At 60.3% G+C, this 23,121-nt stretch carries 20 protein-coding genes and 1 pseudogene; 14 read left to right on the top strand and 7 right to left on the bottom strand.

Annotated elements, in window-relative coordinates; genetic code table 11:
• Positions 1–4 precede the first annotated feature (4 nt).
• The 4 genes from GIW81_RS06155 (at position 5) to GIW81_RS06140 (ending at position 2,651) form a co-directional block, all read left to right on the top strand.
• Positions 5–1,024, top strand: a complete 1,020-nt coding sequence (locus GIW81_RS06155; protein WP_154738411.1) for a restriction endonuclease — start codon at positions 5–7, stop codon at positions 1,022–1,024.
• Between the two features lie 141 nt (positions 1,025–1,165).
• A complete protein-coding gene (locus tag GIW81_RS06150; protein WP_154738410.1) occupies positions 1,166–1,789 on the top strand; it encodes a hypothetical protein in 624 nt (207 codons plus the stop codon).
• Between the two features lie 15 nt (positions 1,790–1,804).
• Entirely contained in the window at positions 1,805–2,026 is a 222-nt protein-coding gene (locus GIW81_RS06145; protein WP_154738409.1) for a hypothetical protein, read from the top strand.
• A gap of 37 nt (positions 2,027–2,063) precedes the next feature.
• Entirely contained in the window at positions 2,064–2,651 is a 588-nt protein-coding gene (locus tag GIW81_RS06140) for a hypothetical protein (protein WP_154738408.1), read from the top strand.
• A 40-nt stretch (positions 2,652–2,691) separates the two neighbouring features.
• On the opposite strand, the gene GIW81_RS06135 is transcribed toward GIW81_RS06140, so the two are convergent.
• Complete coding sequence (locus GIW81_RS06135) at positions 2,692–3,969, bottom strand: hypothetical protein (RefSeq protein WP_154738407.1); 1,278 nt, start codon at positions 3,967–3,969, stop codon at positions 2,692–2,694.
• A 53-nt stretch (positions 3,970–4,022) separates the two neighbouring features.
• Complete coding sequence (locus tag GIW81_RS06130; RefSeq protein WP_154738406.1) at positions 4,023–4,697, bottom strand: response regulator; 675 nt, start codon at positions 4,695–4,697, stop codon at positions 4,023–4,025.
• A gap of 541 nt (positions 4,698–5,238) precedes the next feature.
• On the opposite strand from GIW81_RS06130, the gene GIW81_RS06125 reads away from it, so the two are divergent.
• Entirely contained in the window at positions 5,239–5,472 is a 234-nt protein-coding gene (locus GIW81_RS06125; RefSeq protein ID WP_154738405.1) for an Acb2/Tad1 domain-containing protein, read from the top strand.
• Positions 5,473–6,588: 1,116 nt separating this feature from the next.
• Here GIW81_RS06125 and GIW81_RS06120 read toward each other — a convergent pair.
• From GIW81_RS06120 to GIW81_RS06105, 4 genes are read right to left on the bottom strand one after another with little or no spacing between them, the layout of a single operon-like run.
• On the bottom strand, positions 6,589–6,789 hold the full coding sequence (locus GIW81_RS06120) for a hypothetical protein (protein ID WP_154738404.1): 201 nt from the start codon (positions 6,787–6,789) through the stop codon (positions 6,589–6,591).
• Between the two features lie 49 nt (positions 6,790–6,838).
• On the bottom strand, positions 6,839–7,150 hold the full coding sequence (locus tag GIW81_RS06115; protein WP_154738403.1) for a hypothetical protein: 312 nt from the start codon (positions 7,148–7,150) through the stop codon (positions 6,839–6,841).
• 11 nt (positions 7,151–7,161) lie between these two features.
• On the bottom strand, positions 7,162–8,316 hold the full coding sequence (locus GIW81_RS06110; protein WP_154738402.1) for an HlyD family secretion protein: 1,155 nt from the start codon (positions 8,314–8,316) through the stop codon (positions 7,162–7,164).
• Positions 8,316–8,672, bottom strand: coding sequence for a DUF3302 domain-containing protein (locus GIW81_RS06105; RefSeq protein ID WP_324615005.1), 357 nt, complete (start codon positions 8,670–8,672; stop codon positions 8,316–8,318). The genes GIW81_RS06110 and GIW81_RS06105 overlap by 1 nt, the downstream gene beginning before the upstream one ends.
• Positions 8,673–9,073: 401 nt before the next feature.
• Between GIW81_RS06105 and GIW81_RS06100 the strand changes: the two genes are divergently transcribed.
• The 5 genes and pseudogenes from GIW81_RS06100 to fabI all read left to right on the top strand — a co-directional run bounded on the left by GIW81_RS06100 (position 9,074) and on the right by fabI (position 14,801).
• The gene (locus tag GIW81_RS06100; RefSeq protein WP_154738401.1) at positions 9,074–11,344 is read left to right on the top strand and encodes a DUF3141 domain-containing protein; all 2,271 of its coding nucleotides are present in this window, start codon (positions 9,074–9,076) and stop codon (positions 11,342–11,344) included.
• Between the two features lie 26 nt (positions 11,345–11,370).
• Positions 11,371–11,799, top strand: coding sequence for a hypothetical protein (locus GIW81_RS06095; protein ID WP_154738400.1), 429 nt, complete (start codon positions 11,371–11,373; stop codon positions 11,797–11,799).
• 27 nt (positions 11,800–11,826) lie between these two features.
• Positions 11,827–12,801 (top strand): annotated as a pseudogene (locus GIW81_RS06090) (phosphate acetyltransferase); the annotation flags it as partial.
• 3 nt (positions 12,802–12,804) lie between these two features.
• Positions 12,805–14,022: an acetate/propionate family kinase gene (locus GIW81_RS06085; RefSeq protein WP_154738398.1), complete on the top strand. Its 1,218-nt coding sequence runs from the start codon at positions 12,805–12,807 to the stop codon at positions 14,020–14,022.
• A complete protein-coding gene (fabI, locus tag GIW81_RS06080; RefSeq protein WP_154738397.1) occupies positions 14,019–14,801 on the top strand; it encodes an enoyl-ACP reductase FabI in 783 nt (260 codons plus the stop codon). The genes GIW81_RS06085 and fabI overlap by 4 nt, the downstream gene beginning before the upstream one ends.
• 5 nt (positions 14,802–14,806) lie before the next feature.
• On the opposite strand, the gene ppk2 is transcribed toward fabI, so the two are convergent.
• Positions 14,807–15,649 (bottom strand): polyphosphate kinase 2, encoded by an 843-nt coding sequence (gene ppk2 / locus GIW81_RS06075; protein ID WP_154738396.1) that lies wholly within the window; start codon positions 15,647–15,649, stop codon positions 14,807–14,809.
• A 110-nt stretch (positions 15,650–15,759) separates the two neighbouring features.
• Between ppk2 and GIW81_RS06070 the strand changes: the two genes are divergently transcribed.
• The 4 genes from GIW81_RS06070 (at position 15,760) to GIW81_RS06055 (ending at position 23,063) form a co-directional block, all read left to right on the top strand.
• On the top strand, positions 15,760–16,290 hold the full coding sequence (locus GIW81_RS06070) for a GNAT family N-acetyltransferase (protein WP_154738395.1): 531 nt from the start codon (positions 15,760–15,762) through the stop codon (positions 16,288–16,290).
• A 369-nt stretch (positions 16,291–16,659) separates the two neighbouring features.
• A complete protein-coding gene (locus GIW81_RS06065) occupies positions 16,660–18,474 on the top strand; it encodes a bifunctional diguanylate cyclase/phosphodiesterase (protein ID WP_324614910.1) in 1,815 nt (604 codons plus the stop codon).
• Positions 18,475–19,271: 797 nt separating this feature from the next.
• Positions 19,272–21,170 carry a PQQ-dependent dehydrogenase, methanol/ethanol family gene (locus GIW81_RS06060; protein WP_154738394.1) on the top strand — a complete coding sequence of 633 codons (1,899 nt, stop codon included), beginning with the start codon at positions 19,272–19,274 and terminating at the stop codon, positions 21,168–21,170.
• A 90-nt stretch (positions 21,171–21,260) separates the two neighbouring features.
• Positions 21,261–23,063, top strand: a complete 1,803-nt coding sequence (locus tag GIW81_RS06055) for a quinoprotein dehydrogenase-associated putative ABC transporter substrate-binding protein (protein ID WP_195930413.1) — start codon at positions 21,261–21,263, stop codon at positions 23,061–23,063.
• The last annotated feature ends 58 nt before the right edge of the window (positions 23,064–23,121 follow it).

The following is a 23,121-nucleotide window of genomic DNA, read 5'->3' as shown; positions in this document are numbered from 1 at the left end:
GGACATGTCTAGGCTCGATCCTGTGTTTTGGGGGATACACGCTGGCAGAACCGGCGACGCCGATGAGCTCTTTCTTCGCGGCAACTGTGTCGCCATCGGTTGGGCCGACCTGGGCAATCTTTCGGCGATCGGAGCAAACAGAGAAGCCTTCAAGGCGAAGGTCATTTCAACTTATGCCGACATCAAGCCCGGGGCCGTACCGCAGGCGGCCGGGCAGCCATTCCGTTTTGTCCACGAGATGAAGGTAGGCGACCTCGTCATCTATCCTGCCAAGCAAAGCAGACAAGTTCATATCGGCCGCGTTGAGGGCGAATATGAATATGACACTGGGGCGCCGGCCGGGTATCCGAACCGGCGCAAGGTAACGTGGCTGAAGTCGGCACCGCGCACGCATTTTAGCCAGGGTGCCCTATACGAGATTGGCTCTGCGCTCAGCTTGTTCCAGGTGCGAAACTTTGCGGATGAATTCCGGGCGCTCGTTGATGGCAAGGCACCGGAGACCGTAGTCTCCGCCGCTGACGACTTGACCGTGGCGCGGGTTGCAGAAGATATCGAAGAGACGACGAAGGACTTCGTCCTCAAGCAGCTCGCCCGTGACCTCAAGGGAACCGCGTTCGAAGGATTCGTGGCGCACCTACTCGAATGCATGGGATACCACGCGCGGCTTGCCCGGACGAATGAGCCCAGCGTCGACATCATCGCCCACAAAGACCACCTCGGCATTGAACCGCCTATCATTAAGGTTCAGGTCAAGAGCGGTGACGGCTCAGTCTCGGACCGTGACGTCTCAGCGCTCTTTGGCAAACTTGCCCCCGGCGAGTACGGCCTATTCGTTACGCTCGGAGACTTTTCAGCGGAAGCTCTGCGATTTGAAAGGAGCAAGAGCAATCTCCGTGTCATAGATGGCGAAGAGATCGTTCAGCTCATTTTTGAAAACTATGAGAAGTTCGACACGCGCCATAAGGGCTTACTTCCTTTGCGAAGAGTCTACATTCCCGAGACATCGGCCGCGGAAGGCGAATAGATGCCGGGCCAAACCAGCTACGCTAGCGCGTCGCAGATTTCTCGATGCTAACAAGAGAATGCCGCCGGCGCGTCGCGAAGCGCCGCAGGCCTTGCTACATCCGACAGAGAAGTTCAGGTCGGTTTAGCCTACAGGTCGATCATGACGCCTTTTCACGCTGCCCGCACCCTCACCCAGGACATTAAGGCGCTGTTGCGCGAACTAACCGACGTGCTGAGTCGGCCGCAAGGTGATCGCCTGCGCGACGACGGAGACCTCTCCATGCCGATGGTGATGGCCATGCTCGATTATCCGCAAGCTGACCTTGAAGCCATCGAGAGCGATGTGACGGCGTACCTCTCTGCCGCCCTGGCGCAGGTTGAATCCATCAATGCGGACGAGGGAGAGTCATTCTGGGAGGACCCGGCCCACGATAGAAGTCCCTTTATGTTGCGCATCTCTATCAGCGCGGCGTTGCCTAACGTCGAAGGTGCACGCTCTGTCCTCAGACGTTTGCGCAGTCTCATCAAGGTCAAGGTGCAGCGGATGCGCTCGCTCACCGCCGCTGCTCAGGCCGCGGCGGCGCAGGCTCTGAGTTGGATCGGGAGCATCATGGGCTGGCTGAAAAGCCTCTCCGCTCAGCTTTGGTCCATGCTGGCAAATCTTCTGACGCCAACGCAATGGAAGATGTCGGGAAAAGTTGGAACCGGGGTTCTGGGACTTATCGACGTCGGCGTCGAGATTACCTTCGGCGACGGCCAACGGCCCGGCGCCGCCAAAACCTGAGATAGGGGTGCACGCATGAGCGGCATTACTGTTTGGATCGCGTACAACACGGACGACGAATGTTTTGCGAGCCACGAGGGGGCCGAAGAAGCGCTTGATGGTCTCGTGGAAAGCTCTGGTCACGGCGAAGGAGTGCGGGTGATCGAACTGAGGCTGACTCTCCCGAGTGTAAAACCATTGGCAGTCGAAGCCGTCATTCCTGAGCGTGACGAGCCGGTCACGATCAGAATTGCATAGCGTCGTATGAGTCGACTTGGGGAGATCAAAGCCGAAGATGACTTGCTCTACCCACGACACGCTGGCTCGATTGTTGCTTGAGGCAGGTCAAAGCGTTCTTCTGAATGGTTCCGAAGCGGGTGAGGACTTAGTTCGCCGGCGCTGGCCCCATCTGAAAGCTACCCGAACTCGACGGACGATCAGCGATCGGCAGAAATTGAAGATCTTCAAAGCTGATGGCTTCCGCTGTCGCTACACCGGCGACCTCCTATTTTTCTCCGGCTATCTCACTGCACTCTCAGCGCTTTGGCCCGAAACGTTTCCTGCCCATCCGCACGGCAAATCTGATGAAGCTCATGAGGCATACTGGACGCACTTTGCGAGCGTCGAGCATCTCGATCCAGTTTCGATGGGAGGAGCCGAGACTGAGGACAACTGGATCACGACGAGTATGGCTCGGAACCAGGTTCGCAGCCGCTACAGCCTTGAAGCACTCGGCTGGAAGGTGTTGCCTCGAAATCCGATGGCTGATTGGGAAGGTGGCGTAAGGGCCTTTCTAGAGATTCTTGACGCGTACCCTAGCGCTCTTGCTGGAGTGAATGGTCAATATTTGAAGCGCTGGCGAGCAGTTGTCATCGCAGGGTAAGCGGTTTGACCGCTCATTCGAATGGTCGCTCGATTGACGGTCAACATTTGTCATCGGCGTTGCCGACATAGCGCGATTGGTAGCGCTCCGAGGGGGTCTTCCAATTTAGGAAAAAGCGCATCGGGTCGACGGATCCGAGAAGCTGTCGGGCGAGCGATAGTCGTTCGAACGCGGCCTTCTTTTCCTCGTCCGATAGCTTTGCAACACTCTCTTCAACTCCCAGAAGGAATTGCTCGACGCTCTTAACGCTGGCCCACTGCTGAATAATTTGCGCAAGGTGTTGGTGGCTGTCTTTGATCGATTCCGCAATCTTACGTCGATCCTCTTCTCTTTCGTGTCTCTCGATTACTGCTAAGTGCTCAAGGCGCTCCGCCTCCGCCACGCGTTTCGCTTCCGCCAGCTTTTCCGCTAAGGTGACGGCCGATCCTCCGATGGTCTTTAGGATGGCGCGTAACGAACTCTCAAGTGGGGATTTCGGCGTCTCCTGCCATTCCGTTGTCCAGGACACCCTCCAGGAGGGGCAATAAGCAACAAGGCGCAGTCGGCCGGACGGTAGGGATTGCGTAGTGGTCCACGTGCGGTCGACGTAGTGCCGCGAGGCTTTGGGGGACTTGTAGTCAGCATCTCGAACGTATTTGCCATTAACGTAACGCATGAGAACGTCTTCGGACATCTCGATGATGGCAAGTCCGATGGCCACTTCTTCAATGTAGACGACGGTTGGTGCTCGTGGCGTCCAAATGCTCGGATAGCGGTGCCTTTGTTGCTTACTCCGCGCCTCGTGTTCGTTGATTTCGATCCGGTACAAGCCCTGATTTGAGGCCACCATCACGCGATGTCCGGCCGCTTCAAGAGCGTTGAATAGGGTACTGGCGAAGCCGAATGCTTTTTCGAGGCACGCCTTAGATGACGTGATGTCGACCAGGAGCTTCTTGTAGGGCTTCAGGTAATCGCCGTCTTCAATCGGGCGGCTATTGTCAAAGTGTTGTCGCGCGCTGGTGATCAACCAATGGGTGCGAACCTGTGATCGTGATTGACGATCTCCCTCGTATTTCTGCGGGCGTCGTAGGTTTGCAGCAGGACTGAGCTCGCCGCCAGGTTCCCAAGAGAGTTGGTCGCCAGGGTGCGGTTCCCGCAATGGAATGCGCGGTGGCGCTGCATCAACGACCAGCTTGGCCCAATAGCCTCTCCCGGGCCGGGGCACATTTAATGCGGCACAGACCCGGGCCAGATAGCTGCTGGACACCTCGAACTGCTTAGCGACTGTTGTCATAGGGCTGGACCACACCAGCTCGTAGAGCTCCTGCCTAGACACCATGGCGATCTTCCTCCAGCGGTATCAACTGGACCTTGGTTGGTCGGGGAAAAGAGCTAAGAATTCGAGCCCAAATATTTCACAACGTGGTCGACCAGCTCCAGCATGTCGTTGGTTGACAGCTGGGCGCCACGTTCCGCGGCCTCGCGCCGGAATTCTAGCGTGTCCGATCCCGCGAAGATAAAGAACGGGACCCCGCTACCGCTGTCACGCACCAGCTTTAGCAGACGATAGCCGGCGCGTATGTCGTCGCCGCGGCCCATGTCTGAGATCACGAGGTCGAACTTTCGGCGCTGGAACGCCACCATGGCGGCCTCGGTGTTGGTCGCCTGCTCTATGTCCAGCCCAAACTTCCTGAGCGCCCTCACCGCGAGTTCATTGTTTGCCGGGTTATCGTCGACCCAGAGAATGGCCTTGCCCGTCAGGTTGTTAAACGTTTCCGGGGTGAAGACGCGGTCGACAGTCGCGCGGATGAGGGGAACATCGACCTTCTCTCCTGAGGTGGACTGCCACGCCCGACTGGCCGTGGCGGTGGCAATGATTGCCTCCTCTTTCATCATCCGGAAGCTGAAGGGGCCAACGGAAAGACTCTCGACGCGGCTCTTTCGAAGCGCAATGACCAGTAGAAGGAGGGCCAGGAGCCAGGCGAACAGGTTGACGACCGAACTTACGGCCTGCGCCACCTCGAAATACGGCTTGTGGGCCTGCACGAATGAAAGCACGTTTTCCATGAGCTTCCCCCAGGAGCTGCTCGAGCAGCTATCTAGCCGTTTTCTGCCCCCCGGCGTCACCGATCGAGATCACGCGGTCTGCTTAGGGCCATCCGGCTCCGGATCTCAATTTCTCATACGGTTTGATTGCGGGCGAGAGCCTCCCGCCGGCGCCTCTGTAGACTCGGGAGACGTTACTTGTTCGAGCAATGTGAAATGGGCGGCCGAGGTTTGACACTCGCCCAGCTAACGCCTTGAAACATCATGGGCGGCAAAACTGTCAAACCTTGAGCTAAGCGATTGATATCGCTCGCTGGCAAAAGTCCCCTACGGGGCGCCAAAATTAACAGTTATTTTTCAAGTACTTGTTTCGGCTAGCTAAGTTTTCCACAGAGCCTCCACTTTTAAGTGGATAAGGCTGTGGAAGAAATAAAACCACGGTACATTCGACGGTACAGACCCTTTTTGAGGGTGGCTGTACCGTGACCTTTTCCACAGCCCCTCGTCGCGACAATCCGTACACAGATGATATGATGGCTGAATATTAGCTAGATGCATTCTTATGGCACCAACAGAAACAGTCGGAGAGCAGCGCGTCCGTATCAACTTTAATCCGGCCACCTCCGAGCGGGGCGGCGACGTCGCCGACAAGGTCCGCGAGATCAAACAGAAAAGCGCCGAGCTCATCGACCTCTGCGAGGCTCTCAAGCCTAAAGATCCGCGTCTCGCATCACTCGCGCAAACCTCCTACGAGGAAGCGGCGATGTGGGCCGTCAAGGCCGCTACTGCTGCATAATATGTCGACCACCGACAACGACAGTGTCGGAAATCGACATTACCGTCGCGCACTACGAGCGGGTGCGCTCGCTAGCGCCCGTCGACGAACGCGATCGAAAGTCCACGAGACGCTCCGTGTCCAAAGGCTTGCGCGCATGAAACACTCCGCGGCTTGACCTGCCGCCAAAAAAAGAGACCCCAAGCCGAAGCTTGGGGTCTCTCGTGTAGGGCTCGGTCGGGATAGGACGGTCCGTCCCTATGGCTGATAGTCTAATCGCATTACTGGTAGGCCAGCTCCACGCCTTGCGTCTCCGCGATAACACCGGGCCGAAGCCCTATAGCCACTGGCAGTTACCTATCAACTGCTGCCCCGGGTGGCGGTGAACTCCGCACTGATGGAGTTTTCCGGGCCATTCAAAATGAGTTTCAAAGGAACCTCCTTTTGTTTGGCCGTTTTGGAGATAGGGACGCGTACCTCACGCTTCAAGGAGATGACGCCCGGCAGTTTCCCGCCGGGCGCTTCTTCACTTCAGTAGCAGATCGACGAGGATCGCCGTCGCGATAAGTACCCTCGCCACATCTACTATGAGCACTACCTTCACATCCTTCATGGACATGATCCTTGGTAGGCCCAGGCGCCCAGGCCGGGTTAAGGCTGGGTGTGACCGCGGTATTGCTAGCTATGGGAGTGGCGCTCCGAAGAGCGGGGTAGTGGCGCTGGAATTTCGCTTCCAACGAAAGTGCGGTTAGTGGCGCCGAACTATCGCGTCGACGAGGGCGTAATGCATCGCAGTTTACGTCCGCGACGATGACGAACTATCCGTCTAACTGATTTGCCAGCGCGTCTCAACGCGTCTCATGCTGTCGCATGTTCGAGGCACGGTACAAAGCACGGTACAGAGCCCAGAGGGCGAGTAGAAAACACAGAGATTGCAGCAGGTTATTTGACCACTGTGGGTCCCCTACGGGGCGCCATTAAATTCCTGCGACATATAAAGTACTTATGTAGATCAGCCAATCCTCCGCAGGAGCTGTGCGTGATCTTGTGGACAGCGTCGACCGACGCTGGCGGTTCCCGCAACGCCAACTCGGTGTCGCGAGAAATACGGTCCGGCACCCATCAGATGCAAATTGGTCAAGTGCGGAAGCCGCGTACCCACTCTGTGGCGAGCCAAAGCATGAAGCCGATCATGACCCAGGCGGCGTTCGTCCCGAGGCTATAGTTGGCAAGGAACGAGGGTGGATCGCCCGCCAGTATGCGCCACACAACGTAGGCCGTCGTTCCCAGGTAGACGGCCCAACCCAGCACCAGTCCCGCGCCGATCAACTTCCGCAAGGTGATACACCCTCCGCCGGGCGAGAGGCGACGCTAGCGCTCCTCGGTCTTACCGCTTCTGCACGTAGGGCAAGCGCTCTTGCTTGATGCGTTCGCACGAGGTGCGCCACGCTTCCTTCGTCATGTGAGTTCCAGGATCCCAGCTATTCATGCAGGCCTCCATTGACTGCGTAGCAAGGGACCTTTCCTGCCCACCTTCGTCGGGAGTCGCGGTCTCTGCCTGCGAACTTGGCGAGGTCTCTCCCACCAAGATCACCTGTCCGTCGGTCGCGAGGTCGCCGAAGGGTAACGCCGCTACCGATCCGCTGCCCGCGCCGACGGCCAGCAGCGCCATGAGACCCCAGATCGTACTTCTAGACATAGCGGATGCTCCTAGTGACCTTCGAGGAAGATGTAGTTCTGCCAACCCCGCATGCGCAGCAAGATCCGCCGGATAATCGCGAAGTGATGCCAGTAAGGGGTATAGAGGGCGACCTGGGCGGCAGCTCCACCGGGGATGTTGTAGGCGGACATGTCCTGTCGGACCTCGATCACCGCCACCGCGCGGCCGCCGGGCAGCCGTTCACCCATGTCTTGCAATGAGCCGCTCGCTTGAAATTGGCCCGGCGCGATGGCGTCGAGGACGCGTACCACTTCCCCCTTAAAAACCCGTCCCGGAACTGCATCAAAAGCAATCTCCGCCTCGTCACCCGGGCGCACCCGCTGCAGAGCGTTCTGCTGAAAACCCGCGGCGAGCGTGCGGTCGTCCTCGTGCACAAACACCATGACCGGCCGAAGCGGTGCAGGAACAACGTACATGCCGGGTCGCAACGCCAATTGCGTAACAAACCCCGGTCCCGGTGCGCGCACGGTCGTCATCTCGAGGTCGAACTCGGCATCGCGCAAATCCGCGCGCAACTTCGCCACCGAGGTATGAACGCCGCCGATTTCGGACTGATAGGTGACGCGCGCCTGCTCCGCCTTGGCTTCCGCCTGCTGCAACGTGCCTTCTGCGGCGAGATAGACTCCGCGCCTGTTTTCTACGTCGGCCACAGAAAACGGCAGATCGCGCCCGGCAGCGCGCGCATTCTCGTTGCCTTGGCTGAAACGTCCATAGGCGGCCTTCGCACGATCGCGTTCTGCTGTGGCCGAGGCCACGACCGCCTGCGCGGAATCGAAGCCGGCCTTGAGCTGCGCTACGTTCTGCTCGGCTTCCGAGAGCGCTGCGCGTCGCTTGTCGACTTCAAACTGATAGGGCGCCGGATCGACACGGAACAACACATCGCCCTTCTTCAGGGGACGGTTCGCCTCGACGGGAACCTCGATAACGCGCCCTCTCACGTCAGCAAGAATTGGAGTCGTCGCAAAGTAGATGCGCGCATTGTCCGTGAAGGGGTGGTTGTAGTTCATCACCAGAAGGATGAAGCCAATGAGGGCAATGCCGCCGAGGACCGCAGTCGGCAGCGTCCACTTGTTCACCGGAATCCGGAAGATCTTAAAAATGGCGACGCATATCGCCGTGTAGGTGAGGATGAGGAGTAGCTCCATCACCGCGCTCCCTGATCCACGCGGCGTTCGAGCTCCGCGACGCGCGCCCGCAACGCCTCGATTATATCGGGCTCGATCTCGGCGTGTCCGTTACCCGCTTGCGACTTCTGCTGCACGCCCCAGCCGCGGTCGGGGCGGTAGAGCATCGCCCAGATCCACAGGAACGGCCAAATCGCATGCAGGGTGAAGAGGCTGACCCACCCGGCTGCGTGGATCGCGTCCTGGTGCGGATGATCGCGGTGCTTGGCGATTTCGTAGGGCACGTCGTGGATTGCGATGATCCCATAGAACAGCGTTATGAGAACGAAGATCAGCAATCCGAGAGCGAAATAGTTGAGGAACGTATCGAAGTCGATATCGCTGCGGACGAGCAGCGTCACGCCGATGACGAGGACGACAATCGCGGCGAGTGCAGCGATCACCCACTTTTTGAACCAGAAGTGTACTAGCCCGGAGTCCAAGACCCGATCGCGCGACCAACGCGCGTAGTCGGCAAAGGACTTCCGCGAAACGTCGTCTCCGGTCTTCTCATCGGCTTTTCGGAGCACGACACCACTCCCCGACACATGCGGTCGCCAGCCGCTTAGCTTACACCAGCGCGCTCCGACCGATACGCAATTCGGCACGTTAACGCTGGTTCAGTAAACGGAATATTTGCCCTCATCGCGGTTGCTTTTTGTTGACCGGCCGCCACCGTGGGTATGGAGTGCGAGGGGTTCGGATTGTTCACGCACACCCTTCAAGGGAGTGAACCGCGATGCTCCGTACCTCGACTCCAATCACCGATCCTCGCGCGCCGGCACCGGCTTTTCCTCTGGGGGATGCCTGGTCCTATTGGATCGATGCATGCCAACGCTCCCTCCTCTTCTTTGATGTGCTGCAGCAGCGCAGCGAGCGGTATCGCGAGCACGCCGCTAAGGTCGCTCCGCATGTTCTGAAGTTCGCGTGCGAGCTTGTCATGGACGGGCGCACTCTCGGGCGCCCGGTCAACTATGTGTTGGTACGGGTCGCGCCTCCCCCCGATGTCGAGATCGATGCCACCAAGCGCCCGTTCGTAATCGTCGACCCACGCGCCGGACACGGCCCGGGCATAGGCGGCTTCAAGCCCCAGAGCGAGATCGGCGTTGCCTTCAAGGCCGGGCATCCCTGTTACTTCATTGGGTTTCTGCCGGAGCCAATTCCCGGTCAGACGATCGAAGACATCGTGCACGCCGAGGCCGCTTTCCTCGAGCGGGTGATCGAGCTGCATCCAGATGCAGATGGTAAACCTGCCGTCGTCGGCAATTGCCAGGCGGGATGGGCCGTGATGCTCGTCGCGGCACAACGACCAGAGCTGTTCGGACCTATTATCGTTGCCGGCTCCCCGCTGTCCTATTGGGCGGGCGTGCACGGCGAGAACCCGATGCGGTACACGGCGGGTCTTTTGGGCGGTAGCTGGCTAACGGCCCTGACCGGCGATATCGGCAACGGCAAATTCGACGGCGCCTGGCTCGTGTCGAACTTCGAGAACCTCAATCCCGCGAACACGCTCTGGTCGAAGCAGCACAACCTCTATGCCAAGGTCGACAGCGAGGCGCCGCGCTATCTCGAGTTCGAGCAGTGGTGGGGCGGGCACGTCGTTCTCAACGCAGAAGAGATGCAGTTTATCGCCGACGAGCTATTCATCGGAAACAAACTGGCGTCCGGCGAGATCGCATCCTCTGATGGCACCCGCTTCGACCTGCGCAACATCACCTCCCCGATCATCGTCTTCTGCTCGAAGGCCGATAACATCACGCCGCCGCCGCAAGCGCTCGATTGGATCCTCGAGCTTTACGAAAACGTGGAGGACATCCGCACCCACGGCCAAACCATCGTCTATACGGTGCATCCCTCGATCGGGCATCTGGGGATTTTCGTCTCAGGCTCAGTGGCGAAGAAAGAGCACGACGAGTTCGCCAGCAACATCGACCTCATCGATGTTCTGCCGCCGGGACTCTATGAAGCGGTGATGGTGGCCAAGGATCCCGGGCAGCGCGCCGCGGACTTGATCGGCGGAAACTACCTCGTGCGGTTCGAGGCGCGGACCCTGGATGACATTCGCGCCCTCGGCGGCAATGACGAAAGCGACGATCGCAAGTTCGCGACGGTCGCCCGCGTTTCTGAGATCAATCTTGGTCTCTATAGGATGTTCGTGCAGCCGTGGGTGCGGCTATGGGCGAACGAGGACCTGGCCGTGGCGATGCGGCGTATGCACCCGCTGCGAATCCAGTACGAGATGTTCTCCGCCGAGAGTCCGATGATGAAACCGCTGGAAGCCGCAGCGGACTTGGCACGCGATAACCGCCAGCCCGTCCCTACCACTAATCCATTCTGGCAAGTCCAGGAGCTCCTATCGAGCTGGACCGAAACGTGGCTCGATACCTACCGCCGACAGCGCGACGATTTGTGTGAGGCGACCTTCAATGCCGTCTATGGCTCGCCCGTGTTGCAGGCGCTGGTCGGGCTCAAGGCAGCGGACGGGACGGCGTTGCGCAGACCTCGCAAGGACGCCGCGCATCTCGCGCTTGTAAACCGCCGCATCAAAGAGCTGCGGGATGGCATATCGGCTGGTGGCCCCCGCGAAGCGGCAATCCGCGCCATGCTCTATCTCGGCGAACCCGACGGCGCCTTCGACGAGCGTGGTTTCAATCTCCTCCGGCGCATGCGCGAGGAGGCCGGAAGCGGCATGTCTCTCAGCGAATTCAAGCGCGTCGTGCGCGAGCAATTCTTCATGCTGCTGGTTGAACCGCAGCGCGCAATTGCGGCCGTTCCGGCCATGCTCGAGAAGGACCCCGCACTCGCCGGGCAGATGCGAGCGATGCTGCGGAGACTGATCGAGACTGTCGGGCTGCACACGACAACCGCAGAGGTTCGACTGGCTGCGCTGGAGCACCTACTCGAGCAAAGCGCCGACAGTCCATCATCTCACGAGCTGCAGCATTTCACGAAGCTCCGTCCGCTGCCGCTCCACGGCGGCAAGGGTTCCAAACACAGACGGGCAAGCTAACCCGGGTAGAGCAAGCGAGCACGACCATGGCTGACCTTTTGAAACCTAACGACCTACTGCAAATGGCCTCCGAGGCCGAGCTGGCGGAGATGGAGAAGGAGCGGCGGCTGAAGCAGAAGAAGCAGCAGCAGGAACTCGATCTGCGCGAGGCGTTCATGACACGCACGGTCGCACCCGAAGCTATCGAACGGATCAATCACGCCGTGAGTGTCGCCGCCAAGCGTGGCGAGCACCAGATCCAAGCGGTGACGTTCCCGTGCACCTTCTGCTCGGACGGCGGCCGACGCATCAATATTGCCGACCCAGAGTGGCCCACTACGCTCCAGGGGTTTGCCAAGAATGCCTATGACTTCTTCGACAAGGAGTTGCGACCGCTCGGCTACAAGCTCCACGCCGAGATCATCAGCTTTCCAGGCGGCATGCCTGGAGAGGCAGCGCTGTACCTGAAATGGTGACGGGTAGCCGCGCATCGTCCGCGAAAGAGGATCGGTGCCATGACCAAGAAGGCAGTAGTCTCGCAGCTGCGCGAGCACGATAAGTACGATCGGCTTCTGGCGGCGACTCGAGGACTTCAACCGCTTCCAACGGCGGTGGCTCACCCATGCGACGAGAGCTCGCTCCGCGGAGTCCTCGATGCGGCAAGCGCGAGACTGATCGTGCCGATCCTTGTGGGTCCCAAAGCCAAGATCAAGGCGGTCGCCGAAAAGTTCGGGCTCGACATCTCCGGGCACGAGATCGTCGATGCACCGCATAGTCAGGCCGCCGCCGAGCTGGCCGTCGAACTCGTCCGCAAGGGCGTAGCTGAGCTGCTGATGAAGGGCAGCCTACACTCGGACGAGCTTCTCGGTGCGGTCGCCAAGCGCGAGACGGGGCTGAGGACGGGACGGCGCATCAGTCATGTGTTCGTCATGGACGTGCCCAACCACGCGGAAACCCTGTTCATCACCGATGCGGCCGTGAACATCTTTCCCGACCTGATGGCAAAACGCGACATCGTCCAGAACGCGATCGACCTCTACGCGGGACTGGGCCTCGGCACGCCGAAGGTCGCGATCCTCTCTGCCGTCGAGACCATCAACCCGGGCATTCCTTCGACGATCGAGGCAGCGGCGCTGTGCAAGATGGCCGATCGCGGCCAGATCACCGGCGGCATTGTCGATGGCCCTCTTGCCTTCGACAACGCGATCAGCCCCGAGGCCGCGCGCATCAAGGGCATCGACTCACCGGTTGCCGGACACGCGCAGATTCTCGTCGTGCCCGACCTCGAAGCCGGCAACATGCTGGCCAAGAACCTGACGTTTCTTTCCCGGGCCGATGCAGCCGGAATCGTGCTCGGCGCACGCGTGCCGGTCATCCTGACTTCAAGGGCCGATAACCTCAGAACCCGCATGGCCTCGTGCGCGGTTGCCATGCTGCTCGCTCACAATCGCAGGGCAAAAGAGCCGGTGCGGGCCTGAGCCATGACCGCCGAAACCATCCTTGTGGTGAATGCGGGCAGCTCGAGCATCAAGTTCCAGCTGTTCGAGGTTGGAGCCCGCGACCAGCTTAAACGGCGCTTCAAGGGACAAATCGAGGGCATCGGCGCGCACCCCCACCTGATCGCCAAAAACCCTGAAGGGGAACTGCTGGTCGATGAGACGTGGCCGGGCGCGGAGGTCAATACCGTGCCGGCAGCGCTCGACAAAGTCATCGGGTTCCTGCGCCCGCAGATCGGCGGCAAACTTCCAGCCGTCGTCGGCCACCGTGTCGTTCACGGCGGGCCGGACTACAGCGCGCCGACGGTTGTCAGCGAACTAGTGGTCGACCGCCTCTCGCGCTTCGTTCCGCTCGCCCCGCTGCATCAGCCAAACAACCTGGCTCCAATCAAAGCGATCCTGCAGCGGCAGCCCCAGGTGCTGCAGGTCGCGTGTTTCGACACCGCCTTCCATCGCGGCCATCCTGAAGTGGCGGACCGTTTCGCTATTCCCGACGCGTTCTATGCGGAGGGCGTTCGCCGCTACGGATTTCACGGCCTGTCGTACGAATACATCGCTCGGCAGCTCCGCGAGGTCGCGCCTGAAATTGCCGGCGGCAGGGTCGTGATCGCGCATCTTGGAAGCGGCGCCTCCATGTGCGCGCTCTCGTCGGGAAGAAGCGTCGAAAGCACCATGGGCTTCACGGCCCTTGATGGGCTGCCGATGGGCACCCGCCCGGGGCAACTCGACGCCGGCGTCGTGCTCTACCTCATGAGCGAGAAGGGGATGAGCGCCAAGGAGATCGAGCGTCTCCTTTACAACGACTGCGGGTTGAAGGGCTTATCAGGCATCAGCAACGACGTGCGCGAGCTTCAGGCAAGCGACGATCCGCGCGCCAAGCTAGCGCTCGACTACTTCACCTACCGCATTGCGCTCTTTACCGGAATGCTTGCCGCCGCCATGGGCGGCATCGACGGCTTCGTGTTCACGGCAGGGATCGGAGAAAACGCACCGGCCATCCGCGAGGCGGTCGCGCAGCGACTGACGTGGCTTGGCCTCGAGCTGTCTTCCAAGGCGAATGCCAAGGGCGAGCTCAAGATTTCCCGCAAGCGATCGCTGGTCGCCTGCTACGTCATCCCGACCGACGAGGAGCTGATGATAGCCGAACATGCGCTCGATGCATTGCGCTCGCACGCTGCGGGGGCTGAGGAGAAACGAGCATGATCGACCTCGCTTCGCTTGCCGTGCTGAAGGGAAAGAAGGCGCTCGTAACCGGCATCGCCAATGACCAATCGATCGCCTGGGGATGCGCCAAGGCGTTTCACGCCTTCGGCGCGGACCTTGCCATCACCTACCGCAGCGAAAAGACCAAGCGCTACGTCGACGCGCTCGCCAAGCAGGTCGATGCGTCGATCTACATGCCGCTTGACGTGCAAAAGCCGGGAGAGCTGGAGGTCGTTTTTGACACCATCAAGAAGAAGTGGGGCAAGCTCGACATCATGTTGCATTCGATCGCCTTCGCCCCGAAGGACGATCTGCAGGGCCGCGTCGTCGATTGCTCGAAAGACGGATTCCTGCTGGCGATGGAGCTGTCGTGCTGGTCGTTCATCGGCATGGCCAAGCTGGCCGAGCCGCTCATGAAGGACGGTGGCACGCTCTTCACGATGACGTATTACGGCTCGCAGATGGTGGTCGAGAACTACAACATCATGGGGCCGGTTAAAGCCGCGCTCGAAGCGGTGACGCGCTATATGGCCGCCGAGCTTGGCCCGAAGGGAATTCGAGTGCACGCGATATCGCCGGGCCCACTCAAAACACGCGCCGCCTCGGGACTGAGCGACTTCGACAAGCTGCTGCAAAAGGCCCAGGCGAAGGCGCCTTCGCGGAGCCTCGTGTCGATCGACGACGTCGGCGTCGCCGTGGCGTTTCTCGCGATGAACGGCGCCAAGCTGATCACCGGCGAGACGCTGTACATCGATGGCGGATATCACATCATCGACTGAAGCAGTCAGCTCAGCTCGGGGATATAGCGCAACGGATATGGCTCCTTGCCGGCGGGCGACACATGCCGCTTCGGGAGCTTGGCCTTGGGGAGCGCAACGTCCTTATAAGGAACCTTGCCGAGTATGTGGCTGATGACGTTGAGCCGCGCCCGCCGCTTGTCGTCCGAGCGCGCCACGTACCAAGGTGCCCACGCCGTATCCGTGGCCATCAACATGTCGTCGCGTGCTCGCGAGTAGTCGTCCCAACGCGTGTAGGACTTGAGGTCCATGTTGGTCAGCTTCCATATCTTGCGGCCGTCGTCGATGCGCTCCTCCAGCCGCCTCGTCTGCTCCTCGGGGCTCACCTCGAGCCAGTATTTGAGCAGGATCACACCGGAAGCGATGATCGCCTTCTCCACGCTCGGGACGACGTTGAGAAACTGCTTTGCCTGATCCTCCGTGCAAAAGCCCATCACGCGCTCGACGCCGGCGCGGTTATACCAACTGCGATCGAAGATCACGACCTCGCCGCCGGCCGGTAGATGCGGCAGGTACCGCTGGATGTACATTTGCGATTTTTCCCGGTCGGTGGGAGCGGGGAGCGCTACGACGCGGAAGATCCGCGGGCTGACCCTAGCCGTCAGTGCCTTGATGACGCCGCCCTTGCCCGCACCGTCGCGACCTTCAAAGAGGATGCAAACCTTCCGGCCTTTGTGGCGAACCCACTCTTGCAGCTTAACCAGCTCCACGTGCAGCTTGCGGAGCTCGTCCTCGTATTCCTTGCGCTTCAGCCTCGGCTTAGCGCCCGAGTTGGCCGATTGGCCGCTGCCTTCGGGGTTTCCGGTCTTTTTTCCTTTGAGCTTTTGCATCGGGCAGTTCCTTCTCCCCCAAGGCCAGCAGCTCGCAAGCGCAGTATGCTGACGGAGTGTATGCCGGAGCCAGGCGCTCTGCAAAAGCGATCGGCGCGAAGGGCTAATAGATGATCGATACGCGCAACTATTCTGCGCCCGACAAGCTCAAGGACGGAACACCGGTCACCGTCCGAGCCATACGAGCCGGTGACCGAGAGGTCATCGCCGCTGCATTTGCGGAGCTCGACCGCGAGTCCATCTACACGCGCTTCTTCACCTACAAGAAGCAGCTGACAGAAGCGGAGCTGCGGCAATTGACCGAGGTCGACTTCGAGCACGTGGTCGCGCTCGTCGTGGTCGAAGTCGGCGTCGACGGTGAAACGCTGCTAGGCGGCGGCCGCTACTGTTCCGAACAACCGCTCCACTTGGCCCGTAGTGCGGAACTGGCGTTTGTGACCGGTGACGCGCACCACGGCCGTGGAGTCGCCAGCGTAATCCTCAAGCATCTCGTGCAGATTGCCCGCGACCGGGGCCTAGCCTACCTCGATGCCGTGGTGCTCGCGCACAACCGGGCGATGCTCGCCGTCTTCCAGCATAGCGGATTGCCGATGGATTCTAAGCTCGAAGCGGGCGTGCTGCAGGTTCGACTCCACATCTGAATAGCGCCAGCTCGCGCCGTGCAGTGGTAAGCGTATTGCGCTGAATGTACGGCGAAGCGATGTGCACACCTAAGAGAGAAGCAACACGATCGGAGCGGCTGCTTTGGGTCGGGGAGAAGGCATCGTGGCTAGTTGTGCTCGACGGCAGCTTTTTGGCCATCAGCCGACATTGAGTGGCCATCCGTCGATGTCGTTACGCCATGAATTTCGAAAGGAAACATCCCTGCCAATTCCTTTTTATCCATATATGGAATTCAGCGCAGGCCTTCTCGTCTTCGCGGGCGCGTCAATGGACCGGATCGCCGAAGACTTAACTGTTGGCCGCTCATATTCTTAAGCATTGGCGAATGGGGCCCGAATGGAGGCGGCGTGCCGGACCAGCTCCAACAAGATATTCTGGCTATGGTCGCACGAGGATGCTCTGTGCAAGAGACGGGAGAGCATATCTGTCGTCATGCCGAGCGGCTTGCTGACGGCGTGCTCTGCTCGATCGTCACGGTCGACCACGCTGGCCTCATACATCCTCTTGCCGGCTCCAGCATATCCCCTGCCTACTCTGCTGCTTTGGATGGAATTGCAATCGGGCCAGGGGTGGGCTCGTGCGGAACGGCAGCCGCTCTGCGAAAGCCAGTCGCAGTCGAGGACATATTCAGTGATCCTTTGTGGGCTCCCTATCAGGGTCTCGCCGAGATGCTGCACAAGGCTCACGGTGTCCAGGCCTGCTGGTCAAGCCCAATCATCCAGAGCGATGGTCGGGTGCTGGGTGCCTTCGGCTTCTACTATAAATCCAGACGCGGGCCGACAGCCAAGGAACGGGCAATTGTCGCGAAGTGCGTAGACTTGTGCGCCTTGGTTCTGGAGCGCGACGAGGCCAGGGCCGAAAATAAGAGGCTTACGCATATCGACATACTTACCGGCCTGGGCAATCGCGCGAATTTCATACAGACGCTCGGAGAAGCATATGATGCAGGCAAGAGCCCTCTCGCGCTTCTGCTCATCGACATCGACAGCCTTGGACACGTCAACGATATTTCTGGACAGGCGGTTGGCGATCGGGTGATCCGTAAGATCGGCCAGACGATCGCTCGAATTGCTTTGCCTGGGATGACATTCAGAGTCGACGCGGACGAATTTGCCGTGCTTTTGGAAGGCACCGAGGTTGATCTATCTAGGATCTCGGCGGAGATTTTGCAGGCGGTGAGCGGCGAGGAAACGTCCCAGACTGACCCCCTTCCATTTGCGCCATCCGTTACGTGCGGCGGCACATTCTTGGCAGCAAGCACACCCTGCGATGCTTCCACGTTTCTACAACGTGCTGATCTAGCTCTGCAGCATGCCAAGCAGACTGCACGAGGAAGGTTTGTTCTCTACAATGACGATTTGGCGAGCGCGATAGCTCAGCGGTTTCGAGCCCTGCAAACGGTTACAAGCGCACTGGCCGAAAACCGGATCGAAGCCCACTATCAGCCGATCATCCGACTTGCGACGCGAGAGATCGTCGGCTTGGAGGCTCTTTGCCGCGTGCGCACCCCTGAGGGCAAGATCATTTCGGCCGGACAGCTTGCTGAAGCGATGGAAGACCTCACGCTGGGAAATTTTCTAACCGATCGCATGTTGGCGCTAGTCGCCCGAGATATCAGATACTGGCTCGACCAAGATATCCCGCTCCAGCATGTGGGCGTGAATGTTTCGATGGCGGACTTCCTCAAGGGGAATCTCCATGAGCGCATCGTAGCTGCGTTCAAGGCACACGGCGCACCGCTCGAACACATCGTTCTCGAGGTAACCGAGTCCGTCTACATGGACGGCAGCGATCGCATAGTCGCTCGGGCCATTGAACAACTGCGCGGTGAGGGTTTGCTTGTCGCCCTTGATGATTTTGGGACAGGCTTTGCGTCCCTGACGCATCTGCTCAACTTCCCGGTCGACATGATCAAGATAGACAGAAGCTTTGTCGCCCAAATGGCGACTGGCCGCGGGGAAATTGTCATCAAGGCGCTTCTCGACATGGCAACGGGCCTTGGCATGCGCGTTGTCGCGGAGGGCGTCGAGACCACGGAGCAAGCCATACGATTAGAGCATCTGGGCTGCGTTCATGCTCAAGGCTATCTGTTTGGTCACGCCGCCAGCCGCGAGCAAACAGCCGAGGCGTTCCTACGACGGCCCATTAGAATCTCTGCCTAGTCAGCGATGGTCTTGCGACGGCCTGTCTCGGCCGGAAGCGCACCGCCTGTCCCCAGGTCCGGTGCTCGCGACGTCCCTCGACTATCGTCACTCTCCGCGTTCGCCGGGCGCCCTTCGCCTGGCGCCGACGCGTACCTCGCGAATTGATTCACCCGCACCGAAGCGGCATCGCAAGTGCTTAACAAGCACGTGGCTCTGGCCACGTTTGCGTGATCGCAATCTGAATGCGCTACGCACACTTCACGCCTGCCGCGTCGCCGTTTCGGAAGCGCGGCTTGCCATCAATTCCCGTCATCGTCTGCCACATGAGCCTTCTATGCGCAGGGTCAATTGCCACGCGGCGCGCAGATCGGGCCTGTTTCAAACGCAAAGCGCGCTCGGATTTTTGTGCGCGCGGTGAATTTTGGCTCCACGCGCAACACTCGAAACCTTCAACAGCTCGATTCTGTTGACGTTCGAGGCTCGGGAAAACGCCGGGGGCTAAGAGTGAAACTTTGTTGCGTCGTCTAGGAACACTGCCGCTAGTTCCCTTGCACCCGCTTTCCTAGGGTCCCCATGCCACGACCGCGAGGGCGGACGCTGAAGTCAGCGCCCGCAATAGGCGCCAACGGTGCCTGCCGCGCTGTTCCTTAATGGCAAAGGAGAACGAGCTTTCGCATCGCTGAGATCGCCGGGCGCCGTGGGAGCGGCACACCTCGACGGGCGGGAAAACTGAAAGCACCGAATCTGCGTCCCGGCTCGAATTGCCGCTGCTGGGAAGGGACGTGGCATGTCTGCAAAGAGGAGAGGAAACCAACATGATACGTAGTTCGGTTCTCCTGCTATCCGGCTTGTTATTGGCCGGTACGGTGGGAATACCAAATCCAGTGGTCGCCGAAACGGCGTCCGAGGAAATCGACGCGCGTGCAAAGAATCCTGACTGGTGGCCGGCGCCGGGACGCGACAACAAGCTGACGCGTCACAGCGACCTCAAAGAGATCACGACGGACAACGTCGGTAAGCTCAAGTACGTCTGGTCGCAATCGACCGGCGCGCTGCGCGGCCATGAAGGCCAACCGGTGGTCGTCGAGCACGACGGCAAGCCGATGATGTACTTCTCGTCGGGCTGCCCGAACATGGCCCAGTGCAACATCGTGCAGGCGCTGGATCTGACCGATCCGGACAATCCGGTGCAGATCTGGAACTACGTCAAGAAGACCGATCGCGATGAATCGGCCGTGCCGCGCGCCTGCTGCGACACCGTCCATCGCGGCGTGAACTACGCGAAGAACAAGGTCATCTACCACACGCTCGACGGCTACGTGATCGCGCTCGACGCGTCCACGGGCAAGGAAGTGTGGGTCGTCAAGCATGCTTACCCGGAGAAGGGCGAGACCATCACCGGTCCGACGCTCATCGCCGAGAACCTCGTGATCGCCGGCTTCGGCGGTGACGAGTTTGCTGCCCGCGGCCGCCTCACGGCGTACGATGTCGACACCGGCAAAGTCGTGTGGAACTGCCACTCGACCGGTCCCGACAAGGACGTCTGCCTGACACCTGATACCAACAAGGCCAATCCTCACTTCGGCACGGCCGGCAAGGACATCGGCGTCAGCAGCTATCCCGATACGAACGGCGGCGAGTGGAAGATCGGCGGCGGCTCCTATTGGGCATGGGGTAGCTACGATCCGGAGCTGAAGCTCGTGTTCTGGTCGACTGGCAACCCCGGTCACTGGAGCCCCAGCTATCGCTGCGGCGACAAGACCCACGACGAGTGCAACACCGGCAAGTGGGACAACAAGTGGTCGATGACCATTTTCGCCCGCAAGGTGGACACCGGTGAGGTTGCTTGGGCCTATCAGATGACGCCCTTCGACCAGTGGGACTATGACGGCGTCAACGAGAACATTCTTACCGACATGGACATCGACGGTAAGAAGGTCAAAGCGCTCACCCACTTCGATCGTAACGGCTTTGCCTACGTCCTCGATCGCACGAACGGCACGCTTCTGCGTGCCAGCAAGTTCGTGACCGTCGACTGGGCCGAGAAGGTCGACCTGAAGACCGGTCGTCCGATCAAGGTGCGCGAGCACTCGCCGTTCGAAGTCGGCCGCAATACGCCTGCCTGTCCTTCCGCCATGGGTGGCAAGGATCAGCAGCCGTGCTCGGTCGATCCGAAGGAGCCCAACAAGTTCTACTGTCCCACGAACAACTGGTGCATGGAGGACGAGCCGCAGGAGCGCACGCACACGCAGCAGGGCACGGTCTACGTGTTCGCCAACGTGTACATGTACCCCGAAAAGCCCGGCATCTCCGGCAAGCTGAAGAAGTTCGACGTCCTGACGGGCAAGACCGATTGGGAAATCCCGGATCCGTATCCGAACTGGGGTGGCACGATGGTCACCGACGGCGGCGTCGTTTTCTACGGCTCCAACAACGGCGACTTCCGTGCGGTCGACAAGAAGTCCGGCAAGGTGCTGTGGCAGCAGCGTCTCGGCTCGGGCATCATCGGCAACCCGATCACCTACAAGCTGAAGGGTAAGCAGTACGTGTCGATCTTCGCCGGTCTCGGCGGCTGGATCGGCATCCCCGTCACCGCCGGTCTCGACATGGAAGACAAGTTCGGCGCGATCGGTGCGACGGCGATGGCAAAGGCTACGGGGCTCGACAAGATCCCGCAGGCTGGCATGCTCTACACCTTCCGTCTGGGTGAGTAAGCACTGACCATCGACGACAGTCGTGGCGCCCGGAGCCGTGAAGGCACCGGGCGCCATTCGAGTCCATCAAAGCCAATGGTTGCGTCGGGAATGAAACATCGCTCGCTGACATCGCTGTCCGTCTGCCTTCTCGTCACCCTCGCCTTCAGCCAATCGACCCCCGCGCAGGAACGCCGGCCCATGCGCGGCGAATATTCGCTTTCGACGCCCTATGAGCAGCTGACGCCGGCAGAGATCGCCGCGGCCAAGCACGCCGCCAAGACGCGCAAGGTAACGACGCTGTCGGTGTGCGCCGACCCCGGCAACATGCCGCTGTCCAACAACAAGCAGCAGGGCTTCCAGAACAAGATCATCGAAGCCGTCGCCGAGCACCTCGGCGCCCGCGTCAACTACTTCTGGCGCCCGTACCTGGAGCGCGGACTGACGCGTGAAACGTTCGCCAACGACGAATGTGACATTCTTCTCGACATGCCGTCGGATTCATCGGCCGTCCTGACGACCATTCCGATCTATCGCTCGACCTACGTGTTCGCCTATCTCACGGACAAGCACTACGACTTCAAGAGCCTCGACGATCCGCGGCTCAAAGAACTGAAGATCGGCACCTATCAGCATTCCGCTATCCGCATCCTGCTCGCCAGCTACGGCATCAAGAACTTGCAATCGCTGGCCGTCATCACACCGGACGCGGACTTGCGTCCCGAGAACCAGCCGTGGCGCCAGGTCGAGAAGCTGGTTGACGGTCAACTCGACGTCGTCGGCGTCTGGGGCCCGTTCGCCGGCTGGGTGAAAAAGGAAGGCGCGCCGATCACGCTGCAGCCCGTCAACCTCATGGAAGACGTCGTGCCGCTCGAGTTCAGTCTGTCGATCGGCGTGCAGAACACCGATGTCGTCCTGAAGTTCGTACTCGACAAGGCGCTGATAGCCAAGAAGGACGAGATCACCAAGATCCTCGCTGATTTCGGCGCGCCGCTGGTCCAGTGCAGCGACTGCGTCGTCGCCGGTGACATCCCCTCGCATGGCGCCTACGACAAGGCCGTGGCGAAGAAATACGAGGAGCGCTACCTCAAATCAGCGGCGGCGCGCCCGGCGACAAAGGCCGCATCCGAGGATCAAATCGTCTCGCAGAAACGCCTGGAGGATTGGCTGGCCGCGGGCGCCGATGTCGACGCCGAGCTCACCAATGCCGTCCTCGCCTTCGACGCCGAGCGCGTGAAGTTCCTCATCGGCAAGGGCGCCGACGTCAACAAGCTGAGCGATCAGGGATACGCGCCCCTTCACACCGCTGCGCGCAGCCGGAACTCCGATCTCGTCAAGCTGCTGCTGGAGCACAAGGCCGATCCGAATCTTCCCGACAGCGACGGCATGACCCCGCTCGTGCACGCCATCATGCGCAATCATGTTCCTTCCATCGAAGCGCTGCTTGCCGCCGGTGCCGACATCGAGCGCGAGACCAAGCAGGGCTACACCCCGCTTGAGGTGGCCATCGGCGAGGATCAGCTCTTTGCGGCACGGGCCCTGATCAACGGGGGCGCCAAGGTCGGCGCCGCCAACGGAAAGCAGCAGATCACGCCCCTGATGCTAGTTGCCTCGCAGCTCAGCCCGCAGGCCCGGACCACCCATCTTGCCGCCGGACCGACGCCCGTCGACATCGCCGAGCTGCTGATCGAGCGCGGCGCCGCAGTCGACGCCAAGTCGGCAGCCGGGGTAACGGCTCTTATGGTCGCCGCCGGGCACAACAACGCTCCAATGATTGGCCTGCTGCTGGGCAAAGGAGCCAAGCCGGAGACTAAGAATAACCTTGGCAAGACGGCGCTCGACGTTGCACGTGAAGCTCGCAACGACGTGGCCATCAGCGCGCTGCAGCTCCTCTCCGTCCCGCCCCCGAACTGACGCGGCAACTTCACGCCCGGAAACATGCAACCGAACGTCGGCGCGTTCCCCAACGAAC

Origin of the sequence: Hyphomicrobium album (genome assembly GCF_009708035.1) — a bacterium.
GTDB lineage: Bacteria > Pseudomonadota > Alphaproteobacteria > Rhizobiales > Hyphomicrobiaceae > Hyphomicrobium_A > Hyphomicrobium_A album.
Note: the sequence above shows the minus strand (reverse complement) of the source record. Positions and strands in the feature narration are given on the sequence as shown.

Coding starts and splice junctions, on each gene's coding strand:
- GIW81_RS06155 (WP_154738411.1), top strand. CDS start 5: ATGTCTAGGCTCGATCCTGTGTTTTGGGGGATACACGCTGGCAGAACC.
- GIW81_RS06150 (WP_154738410.1), top strand. CDS start 1,166: ATGACGCCTTTTCACGCTGCCCGCACCCTCACCCAGGACATTAAGGCG.
- GIW81_RS06145 (WP_154738409.1), top strand. CDS start 1,805: ATGAGCGGCATTACTGTTTGGATCGCGTACAACACGGACGACGAATGT.
- GIW81_RS06140 (WP_154738408.1), top strand. CDS start 2,064: ATGACTTGCTCTACCCACGACACGCTGGCTCGATTGTTGCTTGAGGCA.
- GIW81_RS06135 (WP_154738407.1), bottom strand. CDS start 3,969: ATGGTGTCTAGGCAGGAGCTCTACGAGCTGGTGTGGTCCAGCCCTATG.
- GIW81_RS06130 (WP_154738406.1), bottom strand. CDS start 4,697: ATGGAAAACGTGCTTTCATTCGTGCAGGCCCACAAGCCGTATTTCGAG.
- GIW81_RS06125 (WP_154738405.1), top strand. CDS start 5,239: ATGGCACCAACAGAAACAGTCGGAGAGCAGCGCGTCCGTATCAACTTT.
- GIW81_RS06115 (WP_154738403.1), bottom strand. CDS start 7,150: ATGTCTAGAAGTACGATCTGGGGTCTCATGGCGCTGCTGGCCGTCGGC.
- GIW81_RS06110 (WP_154738402.1), bottom strand. CDS start 8,316: ATGGAGCTACTCCTCATCCTCACCTACACGGCGATATGCGTCGCCATT.
- GIW81_RS06100 (WP_154738401.1), top strand. CDS start 9,074: ATGCTCCGTACCTCGACTCCAATCACCGATCCTCGCGCGCCGGCACCG.
- GIW81_RS06095 (WP_154738400.1), top strand. CDS start 11,371: ATGGCTGACCTTTTGAAACCTAACGACCTACTGCAAATGGCCTCCGAG.
- GIW81_RS06085 (WP_154738398.1), top strand. CDS start 12,805: ATGACCGCCGAAACCATCCTTGTGGTGAATGCGGGCAGCTCGAGCATC.
- fabI (WP_154738397.1), top strand. CDS start 14,019: ATGATCGACCTCGCTTCGCTTGCCGTGCTGAAGGGAAAGAAGGCGCTC.
- ppk2 (WP_154738396.1), bottom strand. CDS start 15,649: ATGCAAAAGCTCAAAGGAAAAAAGACCGGAAACCCCGAAGGCAGCGGC.
- GIW81_RS06070 (WP_154738395.1), top strand. CDS start 15,760: ATGATCGATACGCGCAACTATTCTGCGCCCGACAAGCTCAAGGACGGA.
- GIW81_RS06060 (WP_154738394.1), top strand. CDS start 19,272: ATGATACGTAGTTCGGTTCTCCTGCTATCCGGCTTGTTATTGGCCGGT.
- GIW81_RS06055 (WP_195930413.1), top strand. CDS start 21,261: ATGAAACATCGCTCGCTGACATCGCTGTCCGTCTGCCTTCTCGTCACC.